This window comes from Mesorhizobium sp. PL10, from assembly GCF_053714315.1.
Map to the genome: position 1 here is coordinate 279670 of NZ_JBSKBR010000004.1, position 23991 is coordinate 303660.

The window sequence follows — 23991 nt, forward strand, 5'->3', positions numbered from 1 at the left end:
GATGGACAACGCCCTGCTTTCCCGTGTCGTCGCCAGCGCCAATCTGGCACCGTCCGTGCACAACACGCAGCCGACGCGCTGGCATGCACCGAGTGACGGTTCGATCCTGGTCATGGCCGAATTGGCGCGGAGGCTTTCGGTCGGCGATCCCTCCGGCCGCGACATGGGCGTTTCCTGCGGCACCGCCGTCGAAGGCACGGTGATGGCGCTCACTGATGTCGGCATCGGGGTGGCGGCCGTCGAGGATCTCTGGGCGGTGAATGACACCGTTGCCTTTCCCGGCTACCGGCTGGCGGCGCGGGTCGTCCCAGGTGGTGTGGCGCAACCCTCGCCGCTGAGCGGCCATGTCGCGAACCGCTTCACCTGGCGTTCGCATTTCAAGCCGGCAGCGATGGATGCCGCAAAGGCGCTGCAGGCATGGGCGCGAGAGGCGGAAGATGTGACGCTAGCCCATACGCCTGAAGAAATCGCCATGCTGGCGGCGCTGGCCGACGATGCCGGCATGATTTTTCTACGCGACCGCGCCTTTCGCCGCGAGCTGGTCGGCTGGATGCGGCTGGCGCGCTCGCATCCACGCTACGACGCCGACGGCCTCAATCTCGGCGCGCTGCGCATGAGCGCGCTGGAAGGATTCGGCGCAGGTGTGGTTTTGGGAACGGGCCTGTTCGAAGCGATCGATGCGCTGGGGTTGGGCAAGGTGCTGACGGGCGAAAAATCGAAGACGCAGTCGGCGGCGGCAATCGCGCTGTTCCACCGCCCGCGCGAGGAATCACCTGTGCAGTCGGGCCGTGCCTTCTACCGGCTCTGGCTCAATCTGACACGGCTCGGCTTCGCGACCTGGCCGATGGCGGCCGTGGCCGATCATGCGCCAAGTGCTGATACCTGCGATCGGCATTTCGCCATCCCGTCCGAGCGGCGGCTGATCAACGCGCTGCGGGTCGGGGTCGCCGCAGCGGTGCCGAAACGGGCCCGGCTGCCGATACAGGGGATCATCGTATAAACAGGCCGGCGTCTCGCGTGGGCATATTACCAGTCGGCTTGGACCGACAGATCTGGTTTGCGACGTTTCTGCTGCCCCAGCAATTCTATGGCGCCGATCAGTGTTACCGATTCCCACATCTATCGCGGTCGGCAAGGTCTTCCTCAAAAATCAGAATGTCGATGCGGTTCAATTCAAGCACAAATTTAAGATTCGAATGTGATCATGTTCTGGTTCTTGACAGACAAGCGAGGAGACTACCATTCATTTGAGATTTCTGCTCTTTGTCCTGGCGGCCCTTGCCTTGCTGTTTTGCATTGGCTGGCTGGTTCAGCCGGCGTTCACCTCGTTCTCGGCGACGTCCGATCGCTATCTGGCCCTTGAGCCCTCGCTCAAGACTGAGGCCGACCGAGGCATCGCATATTTTGCGGTGGGCGATTTCTCGGCGCTGACGTCAGACACGCTGCGCGTTTCCGCGTCACCGTGGAAATTGTCTGTTGCGGCGTTGGCCTTAAAGTCGGTCGACGGCAACCTTGACCGCCTGACCGATGTGGACCTCGCTGCACTTTTTCGGCAGTTTGGTTTCCACACGCCAAGAGCCATTGGAAACTGGCCTTCCCATCTTCCACCACTCAGCTTTGAAACGCCGATCGGCCAAAACGTAGGATTTGGTGGTCGCGCTTTCCTGCCCATCGGCGCGACGATCGGCAATATCGGCTGCCCCGCTTGCCATAGCAGCGTCATGTATGACGAGAGTGGCATTCCGGACACTAGCCGCATCTGGCTAGGCTCACCAAACGGATCGATCAATCTCGAAGCCTACACCGTCGCTCTTTATGACGCGTTTGGTGAGTTCGGAAAACAGCCAGACGTGCTAATGGAGGCAGTCGCGCGGCTTTACCCCGACACTGGGTGGCGCGAGAAAGCGACACTGCGCCATTTCATCATACCAGAACTGAGAAAGACCTTTGCCGAGCGCGAGGCATCGATTGGGCGCTTGCTGCCTTACCGCGCATCACTTGCTGGCGCGACGAACGGCCTCGATTCCCTCAAGAGCCGCCTTGGTCTTATCCCCGATGGCAAACCGGTGACCGAAAGCGTCTTCAACTCGATACCAGATCTCGGGGGGCGACTCTGGCGATCAAAATTCCTCAACAGCGGCAACTATGCAATTCCCGGACCTGATCACATGCAAAGCATGCAGTCCGCCGACATCACGCCAGAGCATAGGCGTGGGCTGGCTGCGATCATCTCGTATTTCACGGTACCCAGCATGGGTGTCACGCCGGAAGTCGCCGAGACATCAATCAGCCACGCTTTCGAGATCACCGCTTGGATGGAGTCCTACGCGCCGCAGCCCTTTCCTGGCCGCATCGATAGGTCACTGCTGCCGCGTGGGCAAGCGCTTTACGCGCAGACATGCGCATCATGCCACGGAAGCTACTCACCCAACCTCGAACGGCCTCAAATTGTCTCGTTCCCAAACTGGGAAGGTGACGTTGGCACGGATCCACAGCGGCATCGACTGCTCGACAAGACCGTCGCAGATGTAGTGAACGCTTCGCTCTATGGACACTATATCAACGTGCGTACCGTCTCCACCTACACCGCGCCGCCTCTGACCGGACTCTGGTCGAGCGCACCATACTTCCATAATGGCAGCGTGCCGACGCTTTGGCATTTCATGCATCCTGGCGAACGCCCGGTGCGTTTCACGGTCGGCGGGCACCGCCTTGATCTCGACAAGGTTGGCATCGCCGGCGTCGACGACGGCAAAGGTGGATGGGACCCGCCGCCCGATTACACGCCGTGGTCGATCCCAGCCGAAGTCGACACAAGGGCCTTCGGGCTAGGCAATGGCGGCCACGAGGCCGAACTCAATTCGTTGACGGAAGCTGATAAAGCCGCGCTACTCGAATATCTTAAGCTGCTGTGATCATCGCATCCGACCGTCGGTTTCTACGGAGACGAACACTATGACGCTGACCCTGCGCGAGCGCGACTTCGAATCTTTCTTCGCGGCCCCATTTGAAGCGTACGGGCCCGACACACTGTACGTGTCGCCGATGCGAGGCGACCTCAAGCGGTTTCTGTCCACGACCGAAAACCCGCTGTTCCAATCGGACGATGAGCTTACATATTTCACCGCCCATCGCGAAGGCAAGACGGTGGGACGCATCACCGCTCATGTGCATACAACGTCAAACGCATTGCATGGATGGAACCGCTGCTATTTCGGCTACTTCGACTGTGCCAATGACGGAGAGGCAGCGGCGCTTCTGCTGGCCGCGGCGGAGGACTGGGGCCGCCGTCGCGGCCATTCGGAGATCATGGGCAACTTCAACCTGACAGCAATGCAGCAGATTGGCGTTACGACCGGCGCCTTTGATCGGGCTCCCTATACCGATCTCATATATAGCCCGCCGCATATGGCACGGCTGCTGGAATCGAACGGCTACCAAGCTGAGTTTCCGATGACCACCTTTGAGCTTGATCTCACGACCGCGGAGGCGCCGGCCATTGGCCCGAAGCAGCAAGCTATTCTCGACAATCCCGACTTTGCGTTCGCACCGCTCACGCGCAAGCAGGTTCCGCAGCGCATGGAGGACGCCCGCCAAATCCTCAACGCGTCATTCGCGAACAACCCGATGTTCGTAGCGGTCAGCCGCGAAGAATTTCACTTTCAATCGCGCGACATGAAATGGGTAATGGACCCTCGCATTTCGGCAGTGCTCAATTACAAGGGAAAACCAGCCGCTTGCATCATATGCATTCCAGACCTTAACCCATTTCTTCGCAAGACGCGGTCCAGGATCGGTTTGACGACGCCATGGCACTTTTTGGTGCATCGTTTTACCTGCAAGCGTGCTGTGCTGATCTTCTCCGGCGTGATGCCGGAACTGCAAGGCAGGGGCGTTAATCCGGTGGTGCTGCGTCGAGTCATCTTGGCAATGAAGGCTGCAGGCTACGAGCGGCTTGGCAACACCTGGATCGGAGATTCCAACAAGGCGAGCCTCGCCCAGAAGGCGAAATCGCATTCTCAACCGCTGCACCGCCTGCACCTCTTCCGCAAGACATTGTAGCCCTCAGGCGACCCAACTATGATAAATGATGAAGGTGAAGAGCGCATCCAGGCGAGCTACGGCGGCAATCGTACGCGCCCTCGCCGCACTAGAGGTCAAGTTCGACTCTTCCAACCGTCCGCACCACCTGGATGAGGTACTAGGACATCTCCAGACTACGGACAACGACAGCATTTGGACGGCAAAACTGGACTTTCAACGGCCAGCTCGTGAATGGCCGCCTCGGGGTCAATTCGGGACTTCGGACCTACCGGATTGAAATGTCTGCATCCTCGCGCGTTCTCACAAGAACCGGTCAGACCGCTTCCGGCCCCTATCCAGACCTTCCGACCTGCTTCGGCGATGGGTGCTGCACATTAGCTTCCGGATCGAATAGGATAGTTGCCGATTGAGAGGGACGAGGCATTGGCCGAGGAGCAGGTTGAGCGACGTCTGGCGGCCATCTTGGCCGCGGACGTGGTGGGCTACAGCCGTCTCATGGAGGCCAATGAGGAGCGCACGCTGAATGCACTGCGCCAGCATCGTCGTGAGTTCTTCGATCCCACCATAGCCAAGCACGGCGGCCGCATCTTCAAGGTGATGGGGGACGGCTTTTTGGTCGAGTTCGGCAGCGTTCTCAACGCGGCGCGTTGTGCCGTTCAAATCCAGCGTGGCATGCCGGGGCGCAACGCGGGAATTCCCGAGGACCGGCACATAAAGTTCCGCATCGGTATCAATGTTGGCGACATCATCGTCGATGGTGAGGACTTCTACGGCGACGGCGTGAACATGGCCGCCCGTCTCGAGGGCCTTGCTGGACCAGGCGGCATTGCGTGTTCGGAGGCGGTACGCAATCACGTCGGCAACAAGGTGGAACTTGAGTTCCTCGATCAAGGTGAGAAGACCGTCAAGAATATTGCCCAGTCGGTGCGTGTCTACTTCATCAATCTGAGATCACCCGACAGCGGCGTCGCTCCGGCAGAAGTTGGGGACGGTCACGTAGGCGAGCGCTCCGACAAGCCGTCGGTGGCGGTTCTACCCTTCGCAAACATGAGCAATGACCCCGAACAGGAGTTTTTCAGCGACGGCATCACCGAGGACATCATAACCGACCTGTCGAACGTTTCGGGGCTATTCGTGCTCGGGCGCAATACGGTCTTTACCTACAAGGGCAAGGCGGTGAACCTGGAAAAGACAGCGAAGGAGCTTGGCGTCGCCTATGTGGTCGAGGGTAGCGTTCGCCGATCTGGGGATCGGGTAAGGATCAATGCCCAATTGATCGAAGGTGCCACCAGCGGCCATGTGTGGGCTGCTCGTTACGACCGTGAACTCACCGATATTTTCGCTATCCAGGATGAGATCACCAAGGCGATTGTGGACCAACTCAAGGTCAAGCTCTTGCCGGATGAGAAGAAGGCAATCGAGCAAGCGCCGACCGACAATCTCGAAGCCTACACGCACTATCTAAGGGGCCGCCAGCTACTTCATGCGACGACGAAATCCTCACTGATATTGGCTCGGCGGATGTTTGCGAGGGCGGCGGACCTTGATCCGCAATTCGCGCGCGCTTACGCGGGTATGGCTAACTGCGATTCGCGCCTCAAGTCCAGGCATGGGGTGAAGGTTTCGACCGACGATCTTCTGGCAACCACCGGCAAGGCCTTGGCGCTCGAGCCCAATCTGGCGGAAGCATTTGCAGCAAGGGCATACGCCTTGATGATCGACAGCCACCCCGAGGCGGCAGCTGCCGCTTTCGAAAAGGCCCTTGCTCTAGATCCCAATTGCTACGAAGCCAATCAGCTGTACGCCGAATTTTTCGTTACAAAGGGCGATTTCGAGCAGGCTGCGGAGCACTACCTTCGTGCAATGGAGATTCGGCCTGATGACTATCAGGCGCCGCTTTTCCTAATTGGTGTCCTTCGGTCCCTCGGACGTCTAGGGGAAGCAGCAAAGTATGCGCGCCTGGGAGTGCAACGAGCAGAGGAGGCGCTTAGGCAACATCCGGAAGATTCAAAGCCTGCGCAGCAGGGAGCCGTCGCGCTGGCATTTCTCGGAGAGCGTGATCGGGCAGAGGAATGGCTGGCGCGTGCCTTGGCTATCGATCCGGACGATAACCTCTGTCGCTACAAATGCCGCCTGCACCTATTCGCAACTTGGCCAAATCGATCGGGCCATCGAACTGCTGGAGATTTGCGTTCAGCAATTTGGAACCGATATGAAACTCTGGGTCAAAAACGATTCAGATCTCGATCCGATCCGCAATCATCCACTGTATCAAAAGTTGCTCAAACTCGCCCGTTAACGCGGCGTCCGGTTGTAGCCCTCCTAGAGCAAAGGTCGACTATTCAGCTCATCATCCCGAAGCTTATGGTGGGCTGCCGCGGCCCCATCAGACGTGGCCAGAGGGACCCGGCGAGCAACTCGCGTTGCGCCTTCGAAACTAGGGCCGGGACTCATAACCAGTAGCTGACGGTTGCGGCGATGCAGACGTCGGCGAGAAAGTTCCGGGCGAGCCGATCATAGCGGGTTTCGGTGCGGCGGAAGTCTTTGATGCGACAGAACATGCGCTCAATGCGTTGCGGTTCCTGTAGAGGAAGGGCGAGAAGCAGTTCTTCCATTTCCGGTTCGCCTTGGGCGGAATATTGGCAAATGCGCCGCGCCCGCGAACCTGCCCCCGGATGGCATTGCTGTCGTAGCCCTTGTCGGCGTGCAGGATCGGCGCCGCTGGCATCTGCTCGATCAGCATCGCGCCGGCAGTGCGATCGGCTACTTGGCCGCCGGTCAGGAGAAAGGCGACCGGCCGGCAGAATCCATCTGTGGATTTTGGTGGTCCGTCCGCCTCTCGATCGGCGATCGCCTGATTTTGCTCCCCCCTTTGCCGCCAGCAGCGCAGCGATGCGCTCTTACCGCAGATGAGTCGATGAGAAGCTCGGCCGGAGGCCCGCCCGCGTTAGCGAGAGCATGGAAAATGGCGCTCCACACGCCTTTGGCCGACCAGCGCTGAAAACGGTTGTAGAGGGTCTTCCGCGGCCCATAGATCGACGGAGCATCAACCCAGCGGCCTCCGCTCTTCACGACGTGGATGATGCCACTGATCACGCGGCGATCATCGACGCGTGGCTTGCCTCGGGTGCCGGTCGGCAACAACGTCACAAGCCGAGCAAACTGATCTTCCGTCAGCCAGAAAAATTCGCGGTTCATCGCTGGTCACCTTTTGGCGATCGTGAATCACGAATCCACGGCCAGCGGAACCCCTTTGTTCGATGGCCTTTTGCGTTAAACTGACTGAGAGTAGTAACCGTGTAGGGGGAACGCGTCATGCTCAATGCCTTTTCTTCTCTCATAGGAATTGACACCCCGATCGTTCAAGCGGCAATGGGCGGAGCGACCTCTCCCCAATTGGCTGCTGCTGTCAGCAATTCTGGCGGTCTCGGCATGCTTGCTCTCGCCTGGAGTCCACCCGATGCGGTGCGCGCCGAGATCCGGGCGACAAAAGCGCTGACCAAGCGCCCGTTCGGCGTCAATCTCCTGAGCCAGCCGCAGGAGGAGCGGTTGGCGATCTGCCTTGCCGAAGGTGTCCCGGTTATCTCCTTTTTCTGGGGTCAGGCTGGCCCGCTGACTGAGGCGGCGCATCGTGGCGGCGCAAAGGTAATTCACACTGTGTCGAGTGCCGACGAAGCGCGCATTGCGGTTGACGACGGCGCTGACGCAATTGTCGCGCAAGGTTGGGAGGCTGGGGGTCACGTGTACGGTACGGTCGCCACGATGGCGCTCGTCCCGGCGGTCGTCGACCGTGTCGCTCCGGTTCCTGTTCTTGCTGCAGGAGGCATCGCCGATGGGCGTGGCCTTGCCGCAGCGATGGCGCTCGGCGCTGCCGGAGCCTGGATCGGAACGCGCTTTCTCGCCAGCAACGAAGCTCCGATCCATCCTCGCTATCGCGACCGGCTATTTGCCGCGAAGGAAACGGACACAGTATACGGTACCCTTTTCGATGTCGGCTGGCCTGACGCTCCGCACCGGAGCCTCCGCAACAAAACGGTTGAAGCGTGGGAAGCAGCTGGACAACCGCCGACCGGCCGGCGTCCCAGTGAAGGTGCGGTGCTTGCCAGGTCCCCGTACGGTGATGTGGTCGCGTATCAGTCTCATACGCCGGGAGCGGGTGACGAGGGCGATATCGATGCCCTTGCCCTATGGTCGGGCCAAGGCGTCAGCCTCGTTCGTCGCGCCCAGCCAGCCGCCGAGATCGTCAGGGAGATAGGCGAAGAGGCAAGAGCAATCCTTGCCCGGCTTGGGAATGGTTCATCCCTCTGAAGCTATGTCGGCCGCACGCAACCCCGTATCGCGATCCGCCAATTTATGGGTCTGGACCCTAGACTGCCTCAGCCTGCAAGAATTTGATCTGTGCGCTCAGTCGGCTCGAAAGCTGGCGCAGCGTCGAAGGTAAGATCACACAAGGTCCGCTGCTGGATTACACGGCTATCGCTATGCCTAGCGTGATAGAATGGAGCGAGCAAGGCATGCGGCTGAGCCCGTTCGATTCGTGGGCCTGGGCCGCGTTTGACGCGCAAGCAATGAGCCATTTGCTGCGCGGCCGTTACGAAGAGGCCTGCCGTGCCGCCTATAAGTCCGTCCAAGCCAATCCGGCCCATAGTATCACCTATGTGCAACTGGCCGCTGCGCTGGCCAGGCTTGGCCGATTGGACGAAGCGAGGGCGGCTGCCGCTAGCGTGCTCGAGCTCCAGCCTGGCTTCCGCTACAGTCGCCAGTTCACAGGCGTAAATTGCGCACCCGCGCTCGCGGAAGCTCTCGGCGGCGCGCTACGGGCTGCTGGCTTACCAGAATAGCTCGCATAAATCTGAGCGACTCCGCCAACGCTCAAATTGGATTTCAGCGACGCAGGGCTCATACTCGCTCTACAACAGGTCGAAATGCCTAGCGCCTTACTGGAGCCGTGCTGTCCGTGAACCTGACCTCCACTGCGACTATCGACGCAGGTCCGCAGCCGACGAAATTTCAACCGCGATGGAATAGTTTCCAGCCTAGATCGGTAGATGCAGCGTTGAGGGTGAGCTTCGACTGTGGCGGGTTGCCTCCAGAAGCCGCTGTCGGAACCGGGGAGCGAAGCAGGCATTGATGACACATGGCTATTCGGCGCCTGCACTTCGGGAGGAAAGCGCTCCCATCTGGCCCAGCGGTTGCGTCCCTGACCGCTGGGCCGGTCTCGGGCGGAGGCTATGCAGAATGGCATGAGCGCGAACTTCGACGTCACACCTTATCTGGAAGATTTATGGCGTTATGCGCGGGTGCTTACGCGTGATGACTCGGATGCCGACGATCTGGTCCAGGAAGCGCTCGTCCGCGCGTTGTCATTGGCCAAGTCCTACGATACTTCGCGTCCGCTGTTACCCTGGCTGATCGCTATCGTTCGGAATACTTTTTTGTCCAGCGCAAGCCGCATGGCGGCCGACCGTCAGCGCCTTGCCTCTTACGCTGACCTGTCCGATAGAACGTCGCCGCCCACGCAGGAGCATTGTGCCGAACTGGCCGACGTTGAAAAGGCGCTCTCTGGCATGCCGGCGGAACAGGCGGAAGTTCTTCATCTGGTTGGCGTTTTGGGTTTCACCTATTCGGAAGCCGCCGAGTTGCTGGGAGTGCCCGCTGGGACAGTCATGTCGCGCTTGAGCCGAGCGCGCGCCGCGCTGAAGCGCAGCGTAGAACATGCAAGGGACCAGGCATCGGGTTCGTTGAAAGTTGTGGGAGGCCGTGATGTGGCCGAATAGCCGGATTTCAGACGAAGAGATCAACCGGTTCCTCGACGGCGAACTCTCGCCTTCGCAGCGATCCGACCTGCAAGCGCGGCTTGCGCAGGAGCCGGAACGGGCGGCCGAGGTGTTTGCGCATGCGCAGCGCATGGAGGCTTTGCGCAATGCTCAACCGCAGCGAACGTTTCCGCCGCGCGCGAGTCTGGAAAAGGCAAGACAGTTGGAGCGGGTGTTCCGCCGAAAGAAGCTGGTAGCTGTCTTAAAATTGCAGGTCGCCGCTGTCGCTCTCATTGCAGTGGGGTGGTCAGCAAATTCACTGACCGTACCGCTTCGCCAGGGCGGCAAGACGGCTGATGAAACCTTCATCCTGGCCGCGAGAGACGCCTTGAAAGTTGCGCAGCTCAATGCAGGTCCGGACAGGGATAACGAGCCGAAACAGGACAAAATTGAACGGCTGGTCGGTGCAGTCAACGTCAGCATGCCGACCTTGCCGTCGGTGTGGGTGGTGAAGGACGTCCAGGTGCAGCCCTGGAACGGAAAGCAGAGTCTTGTAGTGACAGCCGACACGCCCAGCGTCGGCCGGATCACGCTCGTCGCGGCTCCAATGAACGGCGAGGATGCCGTTCCTCCAACCTCCGCCACTGACGGTCGGGTGCCGACGGTCTACTGGCAATCGGGGGGCACGGCTTACGCCTTGATGGGCTCCGCCGCGCCCGACCGGCTCGAAGTCGAAGCAAAGCAAATCGAAGTCGCCACCCGCAGAAACGTTGCGCCAAAGACAAGAGGTTAGCCAGTCGGCAATGCCATCAGAAGGGAACCGAATGCACTCACTCTGTCACCAGTGGAACTCGGAATCATTCGCGTCTCGTCGAAGCGGCACTAGTTGGCCTTCCTCTGGTCGATTGACCGATGCCGCTCGCCAATAGGGGGGAGCCTCGCACCATGAACGTCCTGTCGTTCGAAAGGCGGTACTTTCCGTCCGCTTGCCCGATCTGCACCGGAGCGGCCTTGGAAGCCGAGGTTTCCCTTCGCAAGGTCGAATTCCAATGTGCATCTTGCGGGGCGTTTGAGATCACTTCCGCGGCGCGCTTGGCAATGAGGGGGCTCTCGCAGGACAACCGTGCTGTGTGGTTGTCGCAAGCTAGGCAGGCGGGTTCCACGATTCCTCTGGTCGCCTGCGCAAACGAAACGCTGCACCGAGCCGACCGCTCCGGTGATCACGGCTAGGTTTCAAGGAAGTGCGGCCGCGCGGGCACTTCCTAACGGCCCGGCATCAGGCTGGGGTGATGTCGGGCCGTTTCATCCACCACAGACTCAGCCCCAATGTCTCAGCCTTGAAATTCAGGCGATCACAATGCGCAGATTGGAAGAGTATGAAGAAATAGGCCTGATCGGTTATCCCGGCGACGGAGAATATATTGCAGTCCTCGGCGGCCGAGAGAACCAAAACTGGCTGCTTGGCGGTGAGCTTTGCGGACTGGATGGGACTGTCCTTGCCGACCAAGCGGCTGGCCTGCCTAGATACTACCCGCAGGGTTCGCGCCTCGTGTTGGTGACGATAAGGGACAACTGGATCGTCGCGCTGAGGGACTACGACACGGCCGAGGTCGGCCACAACCCCAACTGAAGTCGCGAGAAGTACTTTGGCTGCAGGGAATACGGATTCAAGCGAGAACCAACGGCTCGCCGATCTCGAAGCGGCGGCGATGCTGCGCATGTCCAAAACCATGACTTTGGATGCCGGTACTGAAATGGCCATCGCAGCTGTCGCCGCTGAGATGAACCTGACCCGGTTGGAGGTCATTCGCCTCGCAATTCGCGAATGGCTGGTCACGCACGAAAGTGCCCGCTTTTCGGCCGACGACAATGCACCATATTAATCTCTGGCGCCTGTGCGTTCGGACGTCCCTGGGTAGATTCTTCAACTAGCGCTGAGCCAGGCCAATGCTTCACAGACATGCAAACGGTAGGTCCGCCTTGGACTTGTACGAGCCAATCAACGTTCTAAAGCCGGTGGCCGCAGATCTATGGATCGTCGACGGATCTGAAATCAGGTTCGGTTTGGGTTGGCTGAAATTCCCTTTCTCAACGCGCATGACGATCTTTCGGCTGCGAAGTGGGGAATTGGTCCTCCATTCACCGGTGGCGTATTCCGCCGCGCTTCGGTCGGCCTCGAGATATTGGGACCAATTCGTTATCTGGTTGCGCCGAATTCGCTGCACTATTGGTGGGTGCCCGACTGGACAGCCGCCGTTCCCGCTGCAAAGGTTCTGGCTGTCCGAGGGCTCACGCGTCGGACGAAGCGTCATATCGATGTTGATACGCTGCTGGTGGGTCGTCATTCGCCCTGGCCTGACGACGTAGACCTGTTGGTGGTGCGCGGTGATATGCTGACGGAGGCTGTACTGTTTCACCGCAGCACCCGAACATTAATCCTCACTGACCTGATCGAGAACTTTGAACCAAGTCGGATTCATAGCTGGCTTTTCAGGCTTCTCGTGAAGCTCGCAGGCGCTGCGGATCCTGACGGCAAGGCTCCTATCGATATGCGAATGAGCTTCTTTAGACGCCGCTCAGCGCTAAGCATGGCCGTTCGCCAGATGCTCGACTGGGATCCGGAACGCGTCATCGTCTCGCATGGACGATGGTATGAGAAAGACGGTCTTTCTGAGCTGCAGCGGGCATTTCGTTGGGCGTTGTGAGCACCCGTCTGCTCAAAAACTTACCGCCCTTTTGATTAGGGCGTGTACTCATAAACGACGACCAGCCGATGAACGGTAAGCGGCTAGCACGTTTCATCAGTTGCCCATGCCCTTTGCTCAATCGCCCCTTGGGACCACCAAAAGTGGCTATTGAGCAAACTAGCCGACGCAGGCTTGAGAACCCATCGATTCAGGGCAGCGGGTTCGGTTTGTCACTGAGCATGCGCAAGTACGCGATCAGGTCGACCCGTTCGGTCTCGTCCCGAACGCCAGGCGTCTCCATGTAAGTGCCCGGCGTAGTGGCCATGGGCTCAAGCAAAAATTTGTTCAGGTCCTCGAGCGTCCACACACCCTCCCAGCCCAGCAGGGTGTCAGAGTAACGTATAGTTGCAAGAGATGCTTTGTCGCGGCCAACGACGCTCCACAAATTCGGTATCGTTCGGTTCCTTCCCTGTGGCTCGGCACCGTGGCAATGGTCGCACCTGCGGACGACGAAGGAGGTTCGGCCTTTGTCCACATCGGCAGAGGCCAACTTCATCGAGATCGGGGCTGGAGTTGGCAAGACGACGCCGTGCGACATGAGATAGTCAGCAACTTCGAGTTGTTCCGATTTTTTTGCCATATGGAGCGGTGTCTTGCCGTCCTCTGCCCTCGCATTTACGTCCGCGCCGGCCTCAACCAGTACCTTCACGCAGTCGAGACAACCGAGATTGACGGCGGCATGAAGGGCGGGTTGGCTGCTGCCGTCGGCATTTGGATCTGCGCCCGCATCCAGCAATAGATTTAACAGATCGATCTTGTCTATCCCCATAGCCGCCATCAGCGGGGAACCAAGAGCCGTCTGAGCGTTGACGTCCGCACCACGTTCTACGAGCAGTTTTGCTGCTTGGATGTGGCCCATAAAGATCGCAAAATAGAGTGGCGTTGCGCTTCCATCACTCTCATTTACATCAGCGCCCGCATCGAGCGCTGCCGTGATAGCCGCGACATTGCCCTCCATGGCGGCGTCGTGGATGGCGGCGGCATGCGATACAATCGGAATGTGCAAGAGCAGCAGTGGAATGAAAAGCAAGGACACGCGCATTGGCATCTCCCAAGGCAAGCCACAGTAAGCGTCACGCTTTCAAGACTGCAAGCGTATAGGCGAATGCCTGAGTTTGATAGTCCTTGAAAGAAGGAAGGTTTTCAGGAACCGCCGACCATACTCGGTCGACCCACCTTGACGATCGAATACCCATATCTGGAGGCGGAGCCAATATTTGAATGTGGGCTTGCCGGCGTGATTCAAGCTCCGAAAAGGAATCTGAACATGCGATACGCCTTTACCGACGCCGAATGGCTATTGATTGCCCCGATCCTTCCTTGCAAGCCGCGAGGGGTCCCCCGCGTGGATGACAGGCGCGTCCTGAATGGCATCTTCTGGGTCTTGCGGTCTGGAGCGCCATGGCGTGATCTGCCCAAGTGCTATGGACCATATACCACCTGTTACAATCGCTTTGTGCGTTGGCGCTGCGCGGGTGTTTGGGATCGTATCCTGGCTGCCATCTCGCATCGAGACGATGCCGAGATTCAGATGATCGACAGCACAATAGTCCGGGCGCGACATGCATCCAAAATGGCTCCGGCGAAGACCTTGGACACTCCCGCGGAGGGCTGACGACCAAAATCCACGCCGTAGTCGACGCGAATGGCCTACCGCTCCACGTCTCAATCACCGGCGGTCAGCGGCATGATAGCCTGGTCGCACGCGCTCTGCTTAAGGGCTTACCGCGCGGCGGGATGGTTCTCGCCGACAAGGCTTACGACGCGACCGGGATACGAACGTTCGTGAGTTCACGTGGAGGGTGGGCGAACATCCCGCCCCGTCGGAACCGGCGTGGTCCAATCTGCTTCAGCCCGCACCTCTATCGCCATCGAAATCAGGTCGAACGGTTCTTCAACCGGATCAAGCACTGTCGGCGCATCGCGACGCGCTATGAGAAACACGCCGCCAACTTCCTCGCCTTCGTTAAGCTCGCGGCCATCCGGCTCTGGCTTCGGGTTTATGAGTCCACGCCCTAGTCTCTCTAATTGGAGTGTCTAGACTGGGCTCCAGCCATGAACAAAACGCTGAAAATCCCACTCTTGATCGCGTTGCTGGCGGCTGTTGCCATCATCTTGTCCGTGTGGCTTTTCGAGCCTCCCGATTGGGGCGGGCGGCTCTGAAGCCCCTAAACAGCCTTGAGGAACTCTCCCGATACCGCCCGCCGCCTCCTGATTGCCTCGGCAATGAACACCCGGGACATCGCATGATAGAGTGGCTCATGCGAAATCAACCGGGCCGTCCCGTAGCCCAGCATCGCCGCGCACATCAGCGCAATGACGTTGTCGTGGTTGCCCGTCATCTCGAGGATGATAACGAAGGCCGTCATCGGCGCCTGCACGACGCCGGCGAAATAGCCGGCCATACCGAGCAGCGCGGCTAGGCTGGTGCTCGTACCGAGGATCAGGCCGAGTGTGCTTCCCAAGCCGGCGCCCACCGCCAGCGACGGTGCGAAGATACCCCCTGGGATGCCCGACACCATCGACAGCAGGCCGGCCGCAAACTTCCCCACGAAGAAGAACGCCGGCAGCGGCGTGCCTTCGATCGCGCCGCGCGCCTGGGTGTAGCCCGTCCCGAAGGTCAGGCCGCCCGAGGCAAACCCGATCACAGCCACCGCCAGTCCGCAGATTCCTGCCACTATCAATGTGCGCCAGAGCGGCTGCAACGCATTCCAGCGGCGAATGCGGCGCATAGCCTTCAAGGCGAGCAACGAAAACAGCGCGCCGACACCGCCGCCGATGACGCCGCATGCCAGCACCAGCGGCCAGTCGCTGGCGAAGGCGACGGTGTCCCTGGCAATGCCGAAATAGGTGTAGTTGCCGAGCAGCCCGAGCGAGGCGAGGCCCGCCAGGATGACCGCCGTGAGCACCAGCCCATTGGTCCGCGATTCATAGGTGCGGCCCATTTCCTCGATGGCAAAGACGATGCCTGCAAGCGGCGTGTTAAAGGCAGCCGCGATGCCAGCTGCCGAACCTGCCAGAATGAGGCCCCGCGCTTGCACCATGCCGCCCCAGCGCGCTGCCTGCAGCATCAGCGAGGCGCCGACCTGGACCGTTGGCCCCTCGCGGCCGATCGAGGCGCCGCAGAACAGGCCGACGACGGTGAGCGCAATCTTTCCCATCGCGAGCCGTAACGAAAGGATGTGGTCCCGATCTTCGTCGTCGCGCAGGTGGCGCGCGGCAATCGCTTGTGGGATGCCGCTCCCCTGCGAGCCCGGAAAGAAGGAATGGGCCAGCCAAGCGCACAGAACGAAGCCCAGCGGTGTTATCACCAGCGGGAGATAGAAACGCCAGCCGCCGGCGGTGCCGATGACGGCGTGGAACAGCGCCTGCGCCTGGTCAGCCAGAATTGCGAACAGCACGCTGATCAGGCCGATCGAGATAGCACCCGCCCAGAAGACCAGGCGCGGCTGCCAAACGCGCCGCGAAATCCACATCGCCTGCGAGCGACGCAGCATCGGATGTTTTCGCGATACGCCTGCCATGTCCGACCCCGTTCTGCTAGGCCCGGCGTAACACATCGGCACAGTCGATCAAACCCATGGTAGCAGGCCAAGCGCTGCTCGGATGACTGCTGCACGGTTGCGCCAATGCATTAGGTGCCACGGCAGACGTCAAATAAGTTCGGGCCTGTCGCGCAATTGTACGATTCCACCAGGGAAGCATCTCCTTCGCACACTTCCCAATGCGTGGCAGCGCCACTGCGCCAGAACCGAAGGTCGAGAAGATGCTTGCCCAGGCGCAAATCCTTTAAGGTGATCTCAGGCAGCTGTGGCGATATAGGTGGCTGGGTTTGGGCGCACGAATACCCGCAGGAAACATGGATACCTCCCGCTCGCAGATGACAAATTATTGTTGTCTTGCAAAGCCTTGGCGACCTTGCGCAAGAGGAGAGACTGCCTGCTTTGTGGCACGAGTGGGGCGATTCTAGCCCTGACCAACGGGGCTCACGAATTGTGCCTATTCGTAATAAGCTGTGATGGCGCCCCGTTCGATTACTCGGCCATGGCGGCGCGGCGACGCGAAAGTCTGAAGAAACTCTGCTTTCGGTGGTGCGCGGCGCAAAAGTCGTCCAATGCTTTTGTCAAAATGGCGAGTTCGACGGAATCAGCCATACCGTCTGGTGACATGCTTGCCTCGCTGTGCCGGGGCGAAAGCCTGATAGCCGCTTCCAAGCGTCCGCTTGCCTCTGTTCGGCACGGGCGACAAATGGGGCCTATGCCTTAAATGTGGCCGGTAGGGGTCATCTCAGAAGGCACCCGAAAAAGTGATAGCCCGGTCGGCACTGGAGGGGTAATGTCCCCAACCTGCTGGCTCCATATGCCTTGAGGAAGCGAGCATGGCGACAACAGCCATCGCCAGCAGGTCATTTTATTGGATTTATTGAAGCCGTGAGAGCATATTGCACCACAGCGTTCCTTTCACGAGGAATGAGTTGATGCATTTAGGCGCGAGAAGCATCCCGATCGAATATTATATTCTCAGGATCGCCGGCCCGGCCGCCCCGCTATCTGGCGTCGGGAGTGCGATTGCGGGCTATCTTGCCGAGCGGCCAATCTTCGCCATAGTCCAAGATTCAGCAGGCACTTGCTACCGTTACGTTGGGCTTGCGGCACGACTGCCTGACGGGCGTTACAATGTTCAATCGCTCGCTCCTGGTGAATGGATCGTCGAGCCGGGGCTGATTTACAGATCGGACGACGTATAGTCCCGCGCGAAGGGAAGGCGTTTCCCTCAACGATGAGAGCGCGTGGCCCAACAGCCGGACGGCCTTGTGAAGCGGATACGACAAGTGATGACGGATGACCTCTGGGCCTTGCTTGCGGCCTTGTTGCTGGCGAGTATTCAGCTCACCATCGCAAGCGTTCTAACGCTGCGTCAGCTTGGAGGAGCTTGGGTCGCGGGACCGCGGGACGAACAGCTCAAAGTAACAGGAATTAGTGGCCGCTTCGTCCGAGCCCATCACAACCTGCTTGAGATTTTTCCGCAGTTCGTCGCCGCGCTGTTCCTCGTGCACGCAGCTAATGCGGCTGGGTCTCTCTCGGCCGTTGGAGCCTGGCTGTTTGTCCTCGCTCGGCTTGTTTACGGCCCCGCATACGCCTTCGCTCCTCCGGGCGTGCGACCGATATGTTGGGTCTCGGCATGGCTCGGCATCGTTGTCATTGTGGCAGACGTGTTCGTTTGATTGGGGCCACGAGATCGGATTGATGTCGCGAGTGGAGGCAGGGGGTTCGGCAGATCCTGAGACGTTGCGTTGTGCCTCGTGATCGTCAGTTCTTAAGGAATGGCCACCGATAGTCGGGTAGCTGTATTTCGTCGGCAATTTCCCTCCCGATCACTAGGCGCGCCAGCCCGGGCACGGCGAATGCTTTTGTCACCAAGTTGCGGGTCAGCAGACCGAGCTGCGTCCTGGGCGCCAAGGCGGCGGCAAATCGCTTGGCACCGTGCTGCTTTTTCTGGATGTACTCCCGCAAGAACGCCTCGTACTTGAGGAAGCCCTCCTGATGCCGTCCGTCGGCTTCCAGGAGTTCGCCTGCCAGCACGTAGGCGGAAATCATCGCCAAGGCTGAACCCTGTCCCGCCAGCAGGGAAACGCAAAACGCGGCATCGCCGGTAAGGGCCACGCGACCTTGTGACCAGCTGTTCATCCTGATCTGGCTGACGCTGTCGAAATAGAGCTCGTCGGTGCGACCCAACTCCTGCAGGATGCGAGGGCATTCCCATCCGCCATCGGCGTACCGCTTGCGCAGTATTTCCTTTTGCAGATCCAACGCCGTTGGTAGAGGACTATCGTCAACGGTGAAAACGAACAGAAAAAGCGTGCGGTTGTGGTGAAGCGTAAAACGGCCGACCATTCGGCCCTCCAGCCCGCACATCAAATAGACGTCCTCGTCGCGTGGCCGGTAGTCCTCCACTTCGAACGCCGCGACTGCATAGCCGAGCTTCTTCTCGAACTCTCGTCGTGGCCCAAACGCGAGCCGCCGAACGGCCGAATGCAAGCCATCCGCGCCTATCACCAAATCAAATTTGCGTTCGTCTCCATGTTTAAATCGAACGCGCACGCCGTCTGACTTGTCTTCAAGCCCGACGACCTCATGCCGAAAATGACTTCGGATGTATCCTTGGCCTTTTCGAAGAGCAGTCGCGAGAGGTCGCTGCGTGCGAGCGTCACATAGCGGCTGTTTGTCAACTCACTGAAGACATCTGTGCCGAAGCCTGCGACACGTTTGCCGCGATCGTTCACGATGCGCATTTCGCGCACATGATACCCTACGCGATTGATATCTGCCTCCAGGCCCATTCTCTCGGCGATCCAATAGCCGAGACCCCAAAAATCAATGACGTAGCCCCCGGTGCGCAATTGAGGCGCCTGTTCGACCAGGGTCGGCCGGTAGCCGGTGGCTGCAAGCCAAAAGGCGAGTGCCGGCCCCGCAATCCCCCCGCCGGAAATCAAAACTGTTCGGTCGGCCATTCAGAGCCACCAGCCTAGAGGACTTCACCGGGGTAGACGCCCCACAGCCCGACTTGTTTCATGAAACCCGTTGTGGGACCGGACGCCACCGCGCACCACCGTCCGTCACACCGGGTCAGCTTGACTTCAACGCGCGGCTCGAGCCAGGCAGCGATGGGGCTGTCCGCTGCCGGCTTCGCGTACAAGGCAAGGTGATCCCTTGACCAGGGGGCGATGATGCCCGTTCTTCGCCCCGACAGGAGCGAATGATAAATCCAGCCGGTGCTTCCGTCCCAATCTCTCACCCGGCGCCAATTGCCGTACTCCTGATAGATCTCCAAGGGGATGCCACGTCGTTTGAAGACCCATTCGATATTGTAGCCGATGCCCGGTCCGACGCGCAGATTGGCGGATGGAGCTTTCAGCGAGGCAAAGCGAGGCAGAGGAAGGGGCCCAGCTTCTGCCCTGACATCTGTGGGCCTGGCGGGTGCTGCGACTAAAGCAACAACCAGAGCAGCATGGATGAGGCCGAGCCACCCCCGACCCTTAATCTGCCGTGGAACCGCTAAGGTGCCGAACGGCGCCCAACGCTCTAACATGACAGCGGGCTATCTACTCGACAAGCATGTGCGCCTCTCGGGCCGCGTCGACTAAGGCGTCCCTGGCGACGTCAGCCCCGATACCACCGTTCATAGCTTGGCGACAGGCTCTAAGAGCCGCCAGATGCTTTGGGCTTCTCGCGTTGCGCCAGTGCTTGGTAAGTACGTCGATTGCTTGATTGGCGTTGGAAAGGTTGCTGATCTCGCCAAATATGCCGGTGACCACCGGCACCGGCCTCGAAAACCACGCTTCATACATCGCTATGCCTCCATTGTGATGGCCGCCCAGCAAAACACTCGCGCTGCCGGGCGAAAACCAAGGGTCGGCGATTAGCTCTTGGTGTTGTCCTGAGCTACGCTGTTCGCCGGGATGGTGTCCATCGCGGCTAGTTTGTCCGCACACAGATCCGCGGCGCCTGGCACATCCTTCTTCACGCCGGCCAGTTTCAGCCACCCGCCATCGCTGATAAAGCTGTCTCTCTGGTATGAGGAAGTTCCCTTGAGCTTAGCCAGATTATCGCTGGCGTTCGACGCTGTGATGAACTTCTCGACACAGAGATTGGCAGCCAGTTCAGCCTTGGCCTTGATGGCGGAGGTCTTCGCCATTTCCGACGCCGTTCCAGCCGTCGTCCAACCGCCGGCCGTGAAGCCGACGATCATCGTCAGCACAGCGGCACCTACTACCGACCAAAACCAGAGTGTCTTGGACGGTTGGTATTCGTCGAAGCGTTGCGACAGTGTTTGATCGTTTGCCATGGTTTCCTCCCTTTGAGATACGCCCATCGTTTCAGGTTGATGCCGGAAATAGACCCATCGATTGACATGTTGAGGCCTCTCCGCAGGGGCGACCCAGGTCAGGAGACAGGGCAAGGGGATGCTGGGTCCGATCGGCAGAACTTTCGGTCGCGAGCACGCCGGCGCTGGTCCTTGAGCGCTCACGCTCGCCCCCCGCACTCTAGCGCCTGTGACGATATGCTGGAGCGTTCGGAAATTTTCCAAAACAGCGAGTGCGGACAAACTTCACCTCAATGCCACATATACCGTGCCCAACCGGAAACTATTCCAGACCAGTCACAACTATGTGAGGGCGCAGTAAGGTTGGCGCTGTCAGCGGCGTAGCAAGGCCCACCAATCAATTTCACAATGTCGCCGGAGCGGATGCATCTCTTCGATTCCGCTGGGCTGCGGGTCGGCTAAGAAGCCGCTTCCCGAAGCGAGGCAGCTGTCTGGATTCGCCGTCCAAAGCCCCGGAGCAGTTGCGCCACGGTGTCGACCAAGGATGCATTCGTCGGCGCCGCTGAACCATCCGGCAGTAGAAGATTGTTCTCGAAGCCGACGCGGACATCTCCACCGAGCAGCGCTCCCGCTGACACGCAGGCGGCCTCGTCGGGACCGAAAGCGCAGACCATGAAGGAACGGAAGCGCGGAATGCCGGGCGAAAGAAACGGCAGCAGATCCGTGGGCGCCGATTGCTGCGATGTCGTATAGCGGCCAAGGACGAAGAGCACGGGAACGTCGTCCCAGGGGATCATGCCCTGCCGCTGCAGATCGCACAGATACCGTGCCTCGTCGGGATCGTAGAGTATGATCTGCGGCAGCACGCGTTCGCGCTTCAGCCAGGCGAGGAACGACGCGAAAACTGGCTCGGCATGTCGGTCGGGAACAAGCTCACGCAGCGCCAGCGAGACGGCCTCGGGTCTGGTCTCGCGCACCACTTCCATCTGCCTGCTGGGCTGATAGTAGCCAAGCGCCTCACTGGTGATTTGGACCACCATCGCGTCACCGACCGCCTCGCGAATGGCAGCGGTGGCGGCGCGATAGGCGTCGGGGTCGAGAATGTGCCGGCCATCCCGGTCGCGCACATGCAGGTGAATCATGGCCGCGCCAGCCTGAAGACACTCCCCCGCCGTCCGGGCCAGTTCGGCCGGCGTCATCGGCAAGCCCGGATGATCGGCCTTGGTGCGTCTGCCGCCATTCGGCGCGACGGCGATCGCGACAGGCCTATCTGAGTGTTGAGACTGCATGCGGAGACCGATGATTGGACAATTGGATCACAAGGATAACTCGTGAAACACTTGTTGCAATCAAAATCGAAGCGCGGCAGACTGCGACGATGGATCAGGGGCCCCTGGCGGAACGCATCGTCGCGGAGTTCGACGGCATGTCGGCGCAGCTGCAGACTGCGGCTCGCTACATGCTCGACCATCCGAGCGACGTGGCCCTTCTTTCCATGCGCGAGCAGGCGCGACAGGCGGGCGTGCAGCCGGCCACGATGACGCGCCTGGCCCAGCACCTCGGCTTCGAAGGCTACGACGTAGTGCGCGATTCCTACGCGGCAGCGGTGCGGAGCGGATATCCCGGCTTTGCCGGAAAAGCGGGGGTTCAGCTGCGCAGCCAGAAGCTCAAAGGCGACCGGGCTCAAGCCTCCGAGATGTTGGACTCGCTTGCCGCCCAGTTCGCCCGGCTTGCCAGGCCAGAGATGCTGGACCGCATCGTGGCGGCGGCGAGACGGCTGTCGGCGGCGCGACGGATCTATTGCCTCGGCCTGCGCTCCAGCCATCCTGTCGCTTGGCACATCCACTATGTCCTGTCGCTCGTTGGCGAGAAATCGGTGCTGCTCGATGGAGTGGCCGGAACCGGTGCCGACGCAATTGGCCGCGCCACCAAGGACGATGTGCTGCTGGTGGCGAGTGTGCTCCCTTACACGCGTCAGACGGTCGAAGTCGCCGAATATGCGGCCGGACGCGGTGTCTGCGTCGTCGCGATCACGGACAGCGAGGTGGCGCCGCTCGCCCAGGTCGCGGCGGAGGTCATCCTCGTTCCGACGCAGACCCCATCGTTCTTTCACACCATGGCGCCGGCCTTCGCCGTTGCGGAAATCCTGGCGGCTGTCGTCGCCGGCCATGGCGGCGAGCAGGCGCTGGCGGAGATACGACGCACCGACGAGCACCATGCAGCACTCAATGTTCATCTGAAACCACGGCTCGGCAAAAAATGACCCATCTACTGCATCGCGCCACCAAAGGTTCGCTTCCAATCGCCGTCGGGGGTAAGGGCATCCAGATATTCGACAGCGACGGCCGCTCCTACATTGATGCATCCGGCGGCGCGGCGGTGTCGTGTCTCGGCCACGGCCATCCAGACGTCATTGCCGCTTTGCATGATCAACTCGACCGCATCGCATATGCCCACACCGGCTTCTTCAGTACGGAGGCCGCCGAACGTTTGGCCGATCGCCTGGTCGAAGACGCGCCGGCTGGGATCAGCCATGCCTATCTCTTGAGCGGCGGATCGGAAGCGGTAGAGGCGGCGCTGAAGATGGCGCGGCAATATTTCGTCGAGAAAGGCGAGCCGCAGCGCCGCCACATCATCGCCCGTCATCAGAGTTATCACGGCAACACGCTCGGCGCGCTCGCCGCGGGCGGCAATGAATGGCGGCGGCGGCAATTTCGGCCGCTGCTCATCGAAACCCACCATATCGATCCATGTTTTGCCTATCGCCATCAATTGCCGGGCGAAAGCGACGCCGATTACGCAGCGCGGGCGGCGCAGGCGCTGGAGGACAAGATACTCGAACTCGGTTCCGGCGAGGTCATCGCCTTCGTCGCCGAGACGGTGGTCGGCGCGACCGCTGGCGCCGTGCCGCCGGTGGCGGACTACCTGAAGCGCATACGGGCCATCTGCGACCGTTACGGCGTGCTGCTCATCCTCGACGAGGTTATGTGCGGCATGGGCCGCACCGGCACGCTTCACGCCTGCGAACAGGAAGACGTCGTTCCCGATCTCATGACCATCGCCAAGGGGCTCGGCGGCGGCTATCAGCCTGTCGGCGCCGTGCTGCTTGGCCAGCAAATCTTCGACGCGTTCGCGAACGGCTCCGGCTTCTTCCAGCACGGCCACACCTATATGGGCCATCCGATGGCCGCCGCCGCCGGCCTAGCAGTCCAGGAGGTGATCCGTCGCGATCATCTGCTCGACAACGTCAAGGCGATGGGCGTGCATCTTCAGCGGCGCCTGGCCGAACGCTTCGGCAATCATCATCATGTCGGCGACATTCGTGGCCGTGGCCTGTTCCAGGCTATCGAACTGGTCGCCGACCGCGGCTCGAAGGAGCCTTTCGATCCGGCGCTGAAGCTCAACGCACGCATCAAGCGCGAGGCCATGAACAATGGCCTTATGGTCTATCCCATGGGTGGCACGATCGACGGCATCCGGGGCGACCATGTGCTGCTCGCGCCGCCGTTCATTTCCACCAGCCAGGACATCGATGCCATTGTCGAGCGGCTTGGCGATGCCGTCGATGCAGCCTTGCGCGCTCCCGACTTGGCGGGACGTGTCTGACCAGAGCCCGGCGC

General features: G+C 60.3%; 21 protein-coding genes and 3 pseudogenes. 15 read left to right on the forward strand and 9 right to left on the reverse strand.

Features of this window, described 5'->3' with window-relative positions; all coding sequences use genetic code 11:
- Position 1 precedes the first annotated feature (1 nt).
- The 4 genes and pseudogenes from ACWGTO_RS09665 to ACWGTO_RS09680 all read left to right on the forward strand — a co-directional run bounded on the left by ACWGTO_RS09665 (position 2) and on the right by ACWGTO_RS09680 (position 6343).
- On the forward strand, positions 2-1000 hold the full coding sequence (locus tag ACWGTO_RS09665) for a hypothetical protein (RefSeq protein WP_454574628.1): 999 nt from the start codon (positions 2-4) through the stop codon (positions 998-1000).
- 247 nt (positions 1001-1247) lie between these two features.
- Complete coding sequence (locus tag ACWGTO_RS09670) at positions 1248-2915, forward strand: c-type cytochrome (protein ID WP_454574629.1); 1668 nt, start codon at positions 1248-1250, stop codon at positions 2913-2915.
- A 40-nt stretch (positions 2916-2955) separates the two neighbouring features.
- The gene (locus ACWGTO_RS09675; RefSeq protein ID WP_454574630.1) at positions 2956-4062 is read left to right on the forward strand and encodes a GNAT family N-acetyltransferase; all 1107 of its coding nucleotides are present in this window, start codon (positions 2956-2958) and stop codon (positions 4060-4062) included.
- Between the two features lie 405 nt (positions 4063-4467).
- Positions 4468-6343, forward strand: a pseudogene (locus tag ACWGTO_RS09680) (adenylate/guanylate cyclase domain-containing protein).
- 151 nt (positions 6344-6494) lie between these two features.
- Here ACWGTO_RS09680 and ACWGTO_RS09685 read toward each other — a convergent pair.
- A pseudogene (locus ACWGTO_RS09685) lies at positions 6495-7242 on the reverse strand (IS5 family transposase).
- Between the two features lie 117 nt (positions 7243-7359).
- Between ACWGTO_RS09685 and ACWGTO_RS09690 the strand changes: the two are divergent.
- The 7 genes and pseudogenes from ACWGTO_RS09690 (at position 7360) to ACWGTO_RS09720 (ending at position 12505) form a co-directional block, all read left to right on the forward strand.
- A complete protein-coding gene (locus tag ACWGTO_RS09690) occupies positions 7360-8352 on the forward strand; it encodes an NAD(P)H-dependent flavin oxidoreductase (RefSeq protein WP_454574631.1) in 993 nt (330 codons plus the stop codon).
- Between the two features lie 185 nt (positions 8353-8537).
- A pseudogene (locus tag ACWGTO_RS09695) lies at positions 8538-8885 on the forward strand (tetratricopeptide repeat protein); the annotation flags it as partial.
- Positions 8886-9275: 390 nt separating this feature from the next.
- Positions 9276-9821, forward strand: coding sequence for a sigma-70 family RNA polymerase sigma factor (locus ACWGTO_RS09700; RefSeq protein WP_454574632.1), 546 nt, complete (start codon positions 9276-9278; stop codon positions 9819-9821).
- The gene (locus ACWGTO_RS09705) at positions 9808-10593 is read left to right on the forward strand and encodes an anti-sigma factor family protein (RefSeq protein ID WP_454574633.1); all 786 of its coding nucleotides are present in this window, start codon (positions 9808-9810) and stop codon (positions 10591-10593) included. Before ACWGTO_RS09700 ends, ACWGTO_RS09705 begins: the two co-directional genes overlap by 14 nt.
- A gap of 564 nt (positions 10594-11157) precedes the next feature.
- Positions 11158-11430: a hypothetical protein gene (locus tag ACWGTO_RS09710; RefSeq protein WP_454574634.1), complete on the forward strand. Its 273-nt coding sequence runs from the start codon at positions 11158-11160 to the stop codon at positions 11428-11430.
- 79 nt (positions 11431-11509) lie between these two features.
- Positions 11510-11683, forward strand: coding sequence for a hypothetical protein (locus ACWGTO_RS09715; protein ID WP_454574635.1), 174 nt, complete (start codon positions 11510-11512; stop codon positions 11681-11683).
- A 186-nt stretch (positions 11684-11869) separates the two neighbouring features.
- Positions 11870-12505 (forward strand): DUF4336 domain-containing protein, encoded by a 636-nt coding sequence (locus tag ACWGTO_RS09720; protein ID WP_454574636.1) that lies wholly within the window; start codon positions 11870-11872, stop codon positions 12503-12505.
- Positions 12506-12695: 190 nt separating this feature from the next.
- On the opposite strand, the gene ACWGTO_RS09725 is transcribed toward ACWGTO_RS09720, so the two are convergent.
- A complete protein-coding gene (locus ACWGTO_RS09725) occupies positions 12696-13589 on the reverse strand; it encodes an ankyrin repeat domain-containing protein (protein WP_454574637.1) in 894 nt (297 codons plus the stop codon).
- A 225-nt stretch (positions 13590-13814) separates the two neighbouring features.
- Between ACWGTO_RS09725 and ACWGTO_RS09730 the strand changes: the two genes are divergently transcribed.
- Positions 13815-14566 (forward strand): IS5 family transposase gene (locus ACWGTO_RS09730; RefSeq protein WP_454574683.1). Its coding sequence is split into 2 segments (ribosomal slippage): positions 13815-14117 and positions 14120-14566, totalling 750 coding nucleotides; the frame shifts between segments, so codons are not numbered across the junction.
- A 149-nt stretch (positions 14567-14715) separates the two neighbouring features.
- Here the strand turns inward: ACWGTO_RS09730 and ACWGTO_RS09735 are convergent.
- A complete protein-coding gene (locus ACWGTO_RS09735; protein WP_454574638.1) occupies positions 14716-16071 on the reverse strand; it encodes a chloride channel protein in 1356 nt (451 codons plus the stop codon).
- 1310 nt (positions 16072-17381) lie between these two features.
- Here ACWGTO_RS09735 and ACWGTO_RS09740 point away from each other — a divergent pair.
- Positions 17382-17771 carry an MAPEG family protein gene (locus ACWGTO_RS09740; RefSeq protein WP_454574639.1) on the forward strand — a complete coding sequence of 130 codons (390 nt, stop codon included), beginning with the start codon at positions 17382-17384 and terminating at the stop codon, positions 17769-17771.
- An 85-nt stretch (positions 17772-17856) separates the two neighbouring features.
- Here ACWGTO_RS09740 and ACWGTO_RS09745 read toward each other — a convergent pair whose 3' ends face one another.
- The 6 genes from ACWGTO_RS09745 to ACWGTO_RS09770 all read right to left on the reverse strand — a co-directional run bounded on the left by ACWGTO_RS09745 (position 17857) and on the right by ACWGTO_RS09770 (position 21660).
- The gene (locus ACWGTO_RS09745; protein WP_454574684.1) at positions 17857-18702 is read right to left on the reverse strand and encodes an FAD-dependent monooxygenase; all 846 of its coding nucleotides are present in this window, start codon (positions 18700-18702) and stop codon (positions 17857-17859) included.
- Positions 18600-19058, reverse strand: a complete 459-nt coding sequence (locus ACWGTO_RS09750) for a hypothetical protein (RefSeq protein ID WP_454574640.1) — start codon at positions 19056-19058, stop codon at positions 18600-18602. The genes ACWGTO_RS09745 and ACWGTO_RS09750 overlap by 103 nt, the downstream gene beginning before the upstream one ends.
- Before the next feature lie 14 nt (positions 19059-19072).
- Complete coding sequence (locus tag ACWGTO_RS09755) at positions 19073-19636, reverse strand: SH3 domain-containing protein (RefSeq protein ID WP_454574641.1); 564 nt, start codon at positions 19634-19636, stop codon at positions 19073-19075.
- A gap of 13 nt (positions 19637-19649) precedes the next feature.
- A complete protein-coding gene (locus ACWGTO_RS09760) occupies positions 19650-19895 on the reverse strand; it encodes a DUF982 domain-containing protein (protein WP_454574642.1) in 246 nt (81 codons plus the stop codon).
- Between the two features lie 71 nt (positions 19896-19966).
- Positions 19967-20392 (reverse strand): hypothetical protein, encoded by a 426-nt coding sequence (locus ACWGTO_RS09765; protein ID WP_454574643.1) that lies wholly within the window; start codon positions 20390-20392, stop codon positions 19967-19969.
- A gap of 437 nt (positions 20393-20829) precedes the next feature.
- Complete coding sequence (locus ACWGTO_RS09770) at positions 20830-21660, reverse strand: 3-keto-5-aminohexanoate cleavage protein (protein ID WP_454574644.1); 831 nt, start codon at positions 21658-21660, stop codon at positions 20830-20832.
- Between the two features lie 89 nt (positions 21661-21749).
- Between ACWGTO_RS09770 and ACWGTO_RS09775 the strand changes: the two genes are divergently transcribed.
- Positions 21750-22634, forward strand: a complete 885-nt coding sequence (locus ACWGTO_RS09775) for a MurR/RpiR family transcriptional regulator (RefSeq protein ID WP_454574645.1) — start codon at positions 21750-21752, stop codon at positions 22632-22634.
- Positions 22631-23977, forward strand: a complete 1347-nt coding sequence (locus tag ACWGTO_RS09780; RefSeq protein ID WP_454574646.1) for an aspartate aminotransferase family protein — start codon at positions 22631-22633, stop codon at positions 23975-23977. Before ACWGTO_RS09775 ends, ACWGTO_RS09780 begins: the two co-directional genes overlap by 4 nt.
- Positions 23978-23991 lie beyond the last annotated feature (14 nt).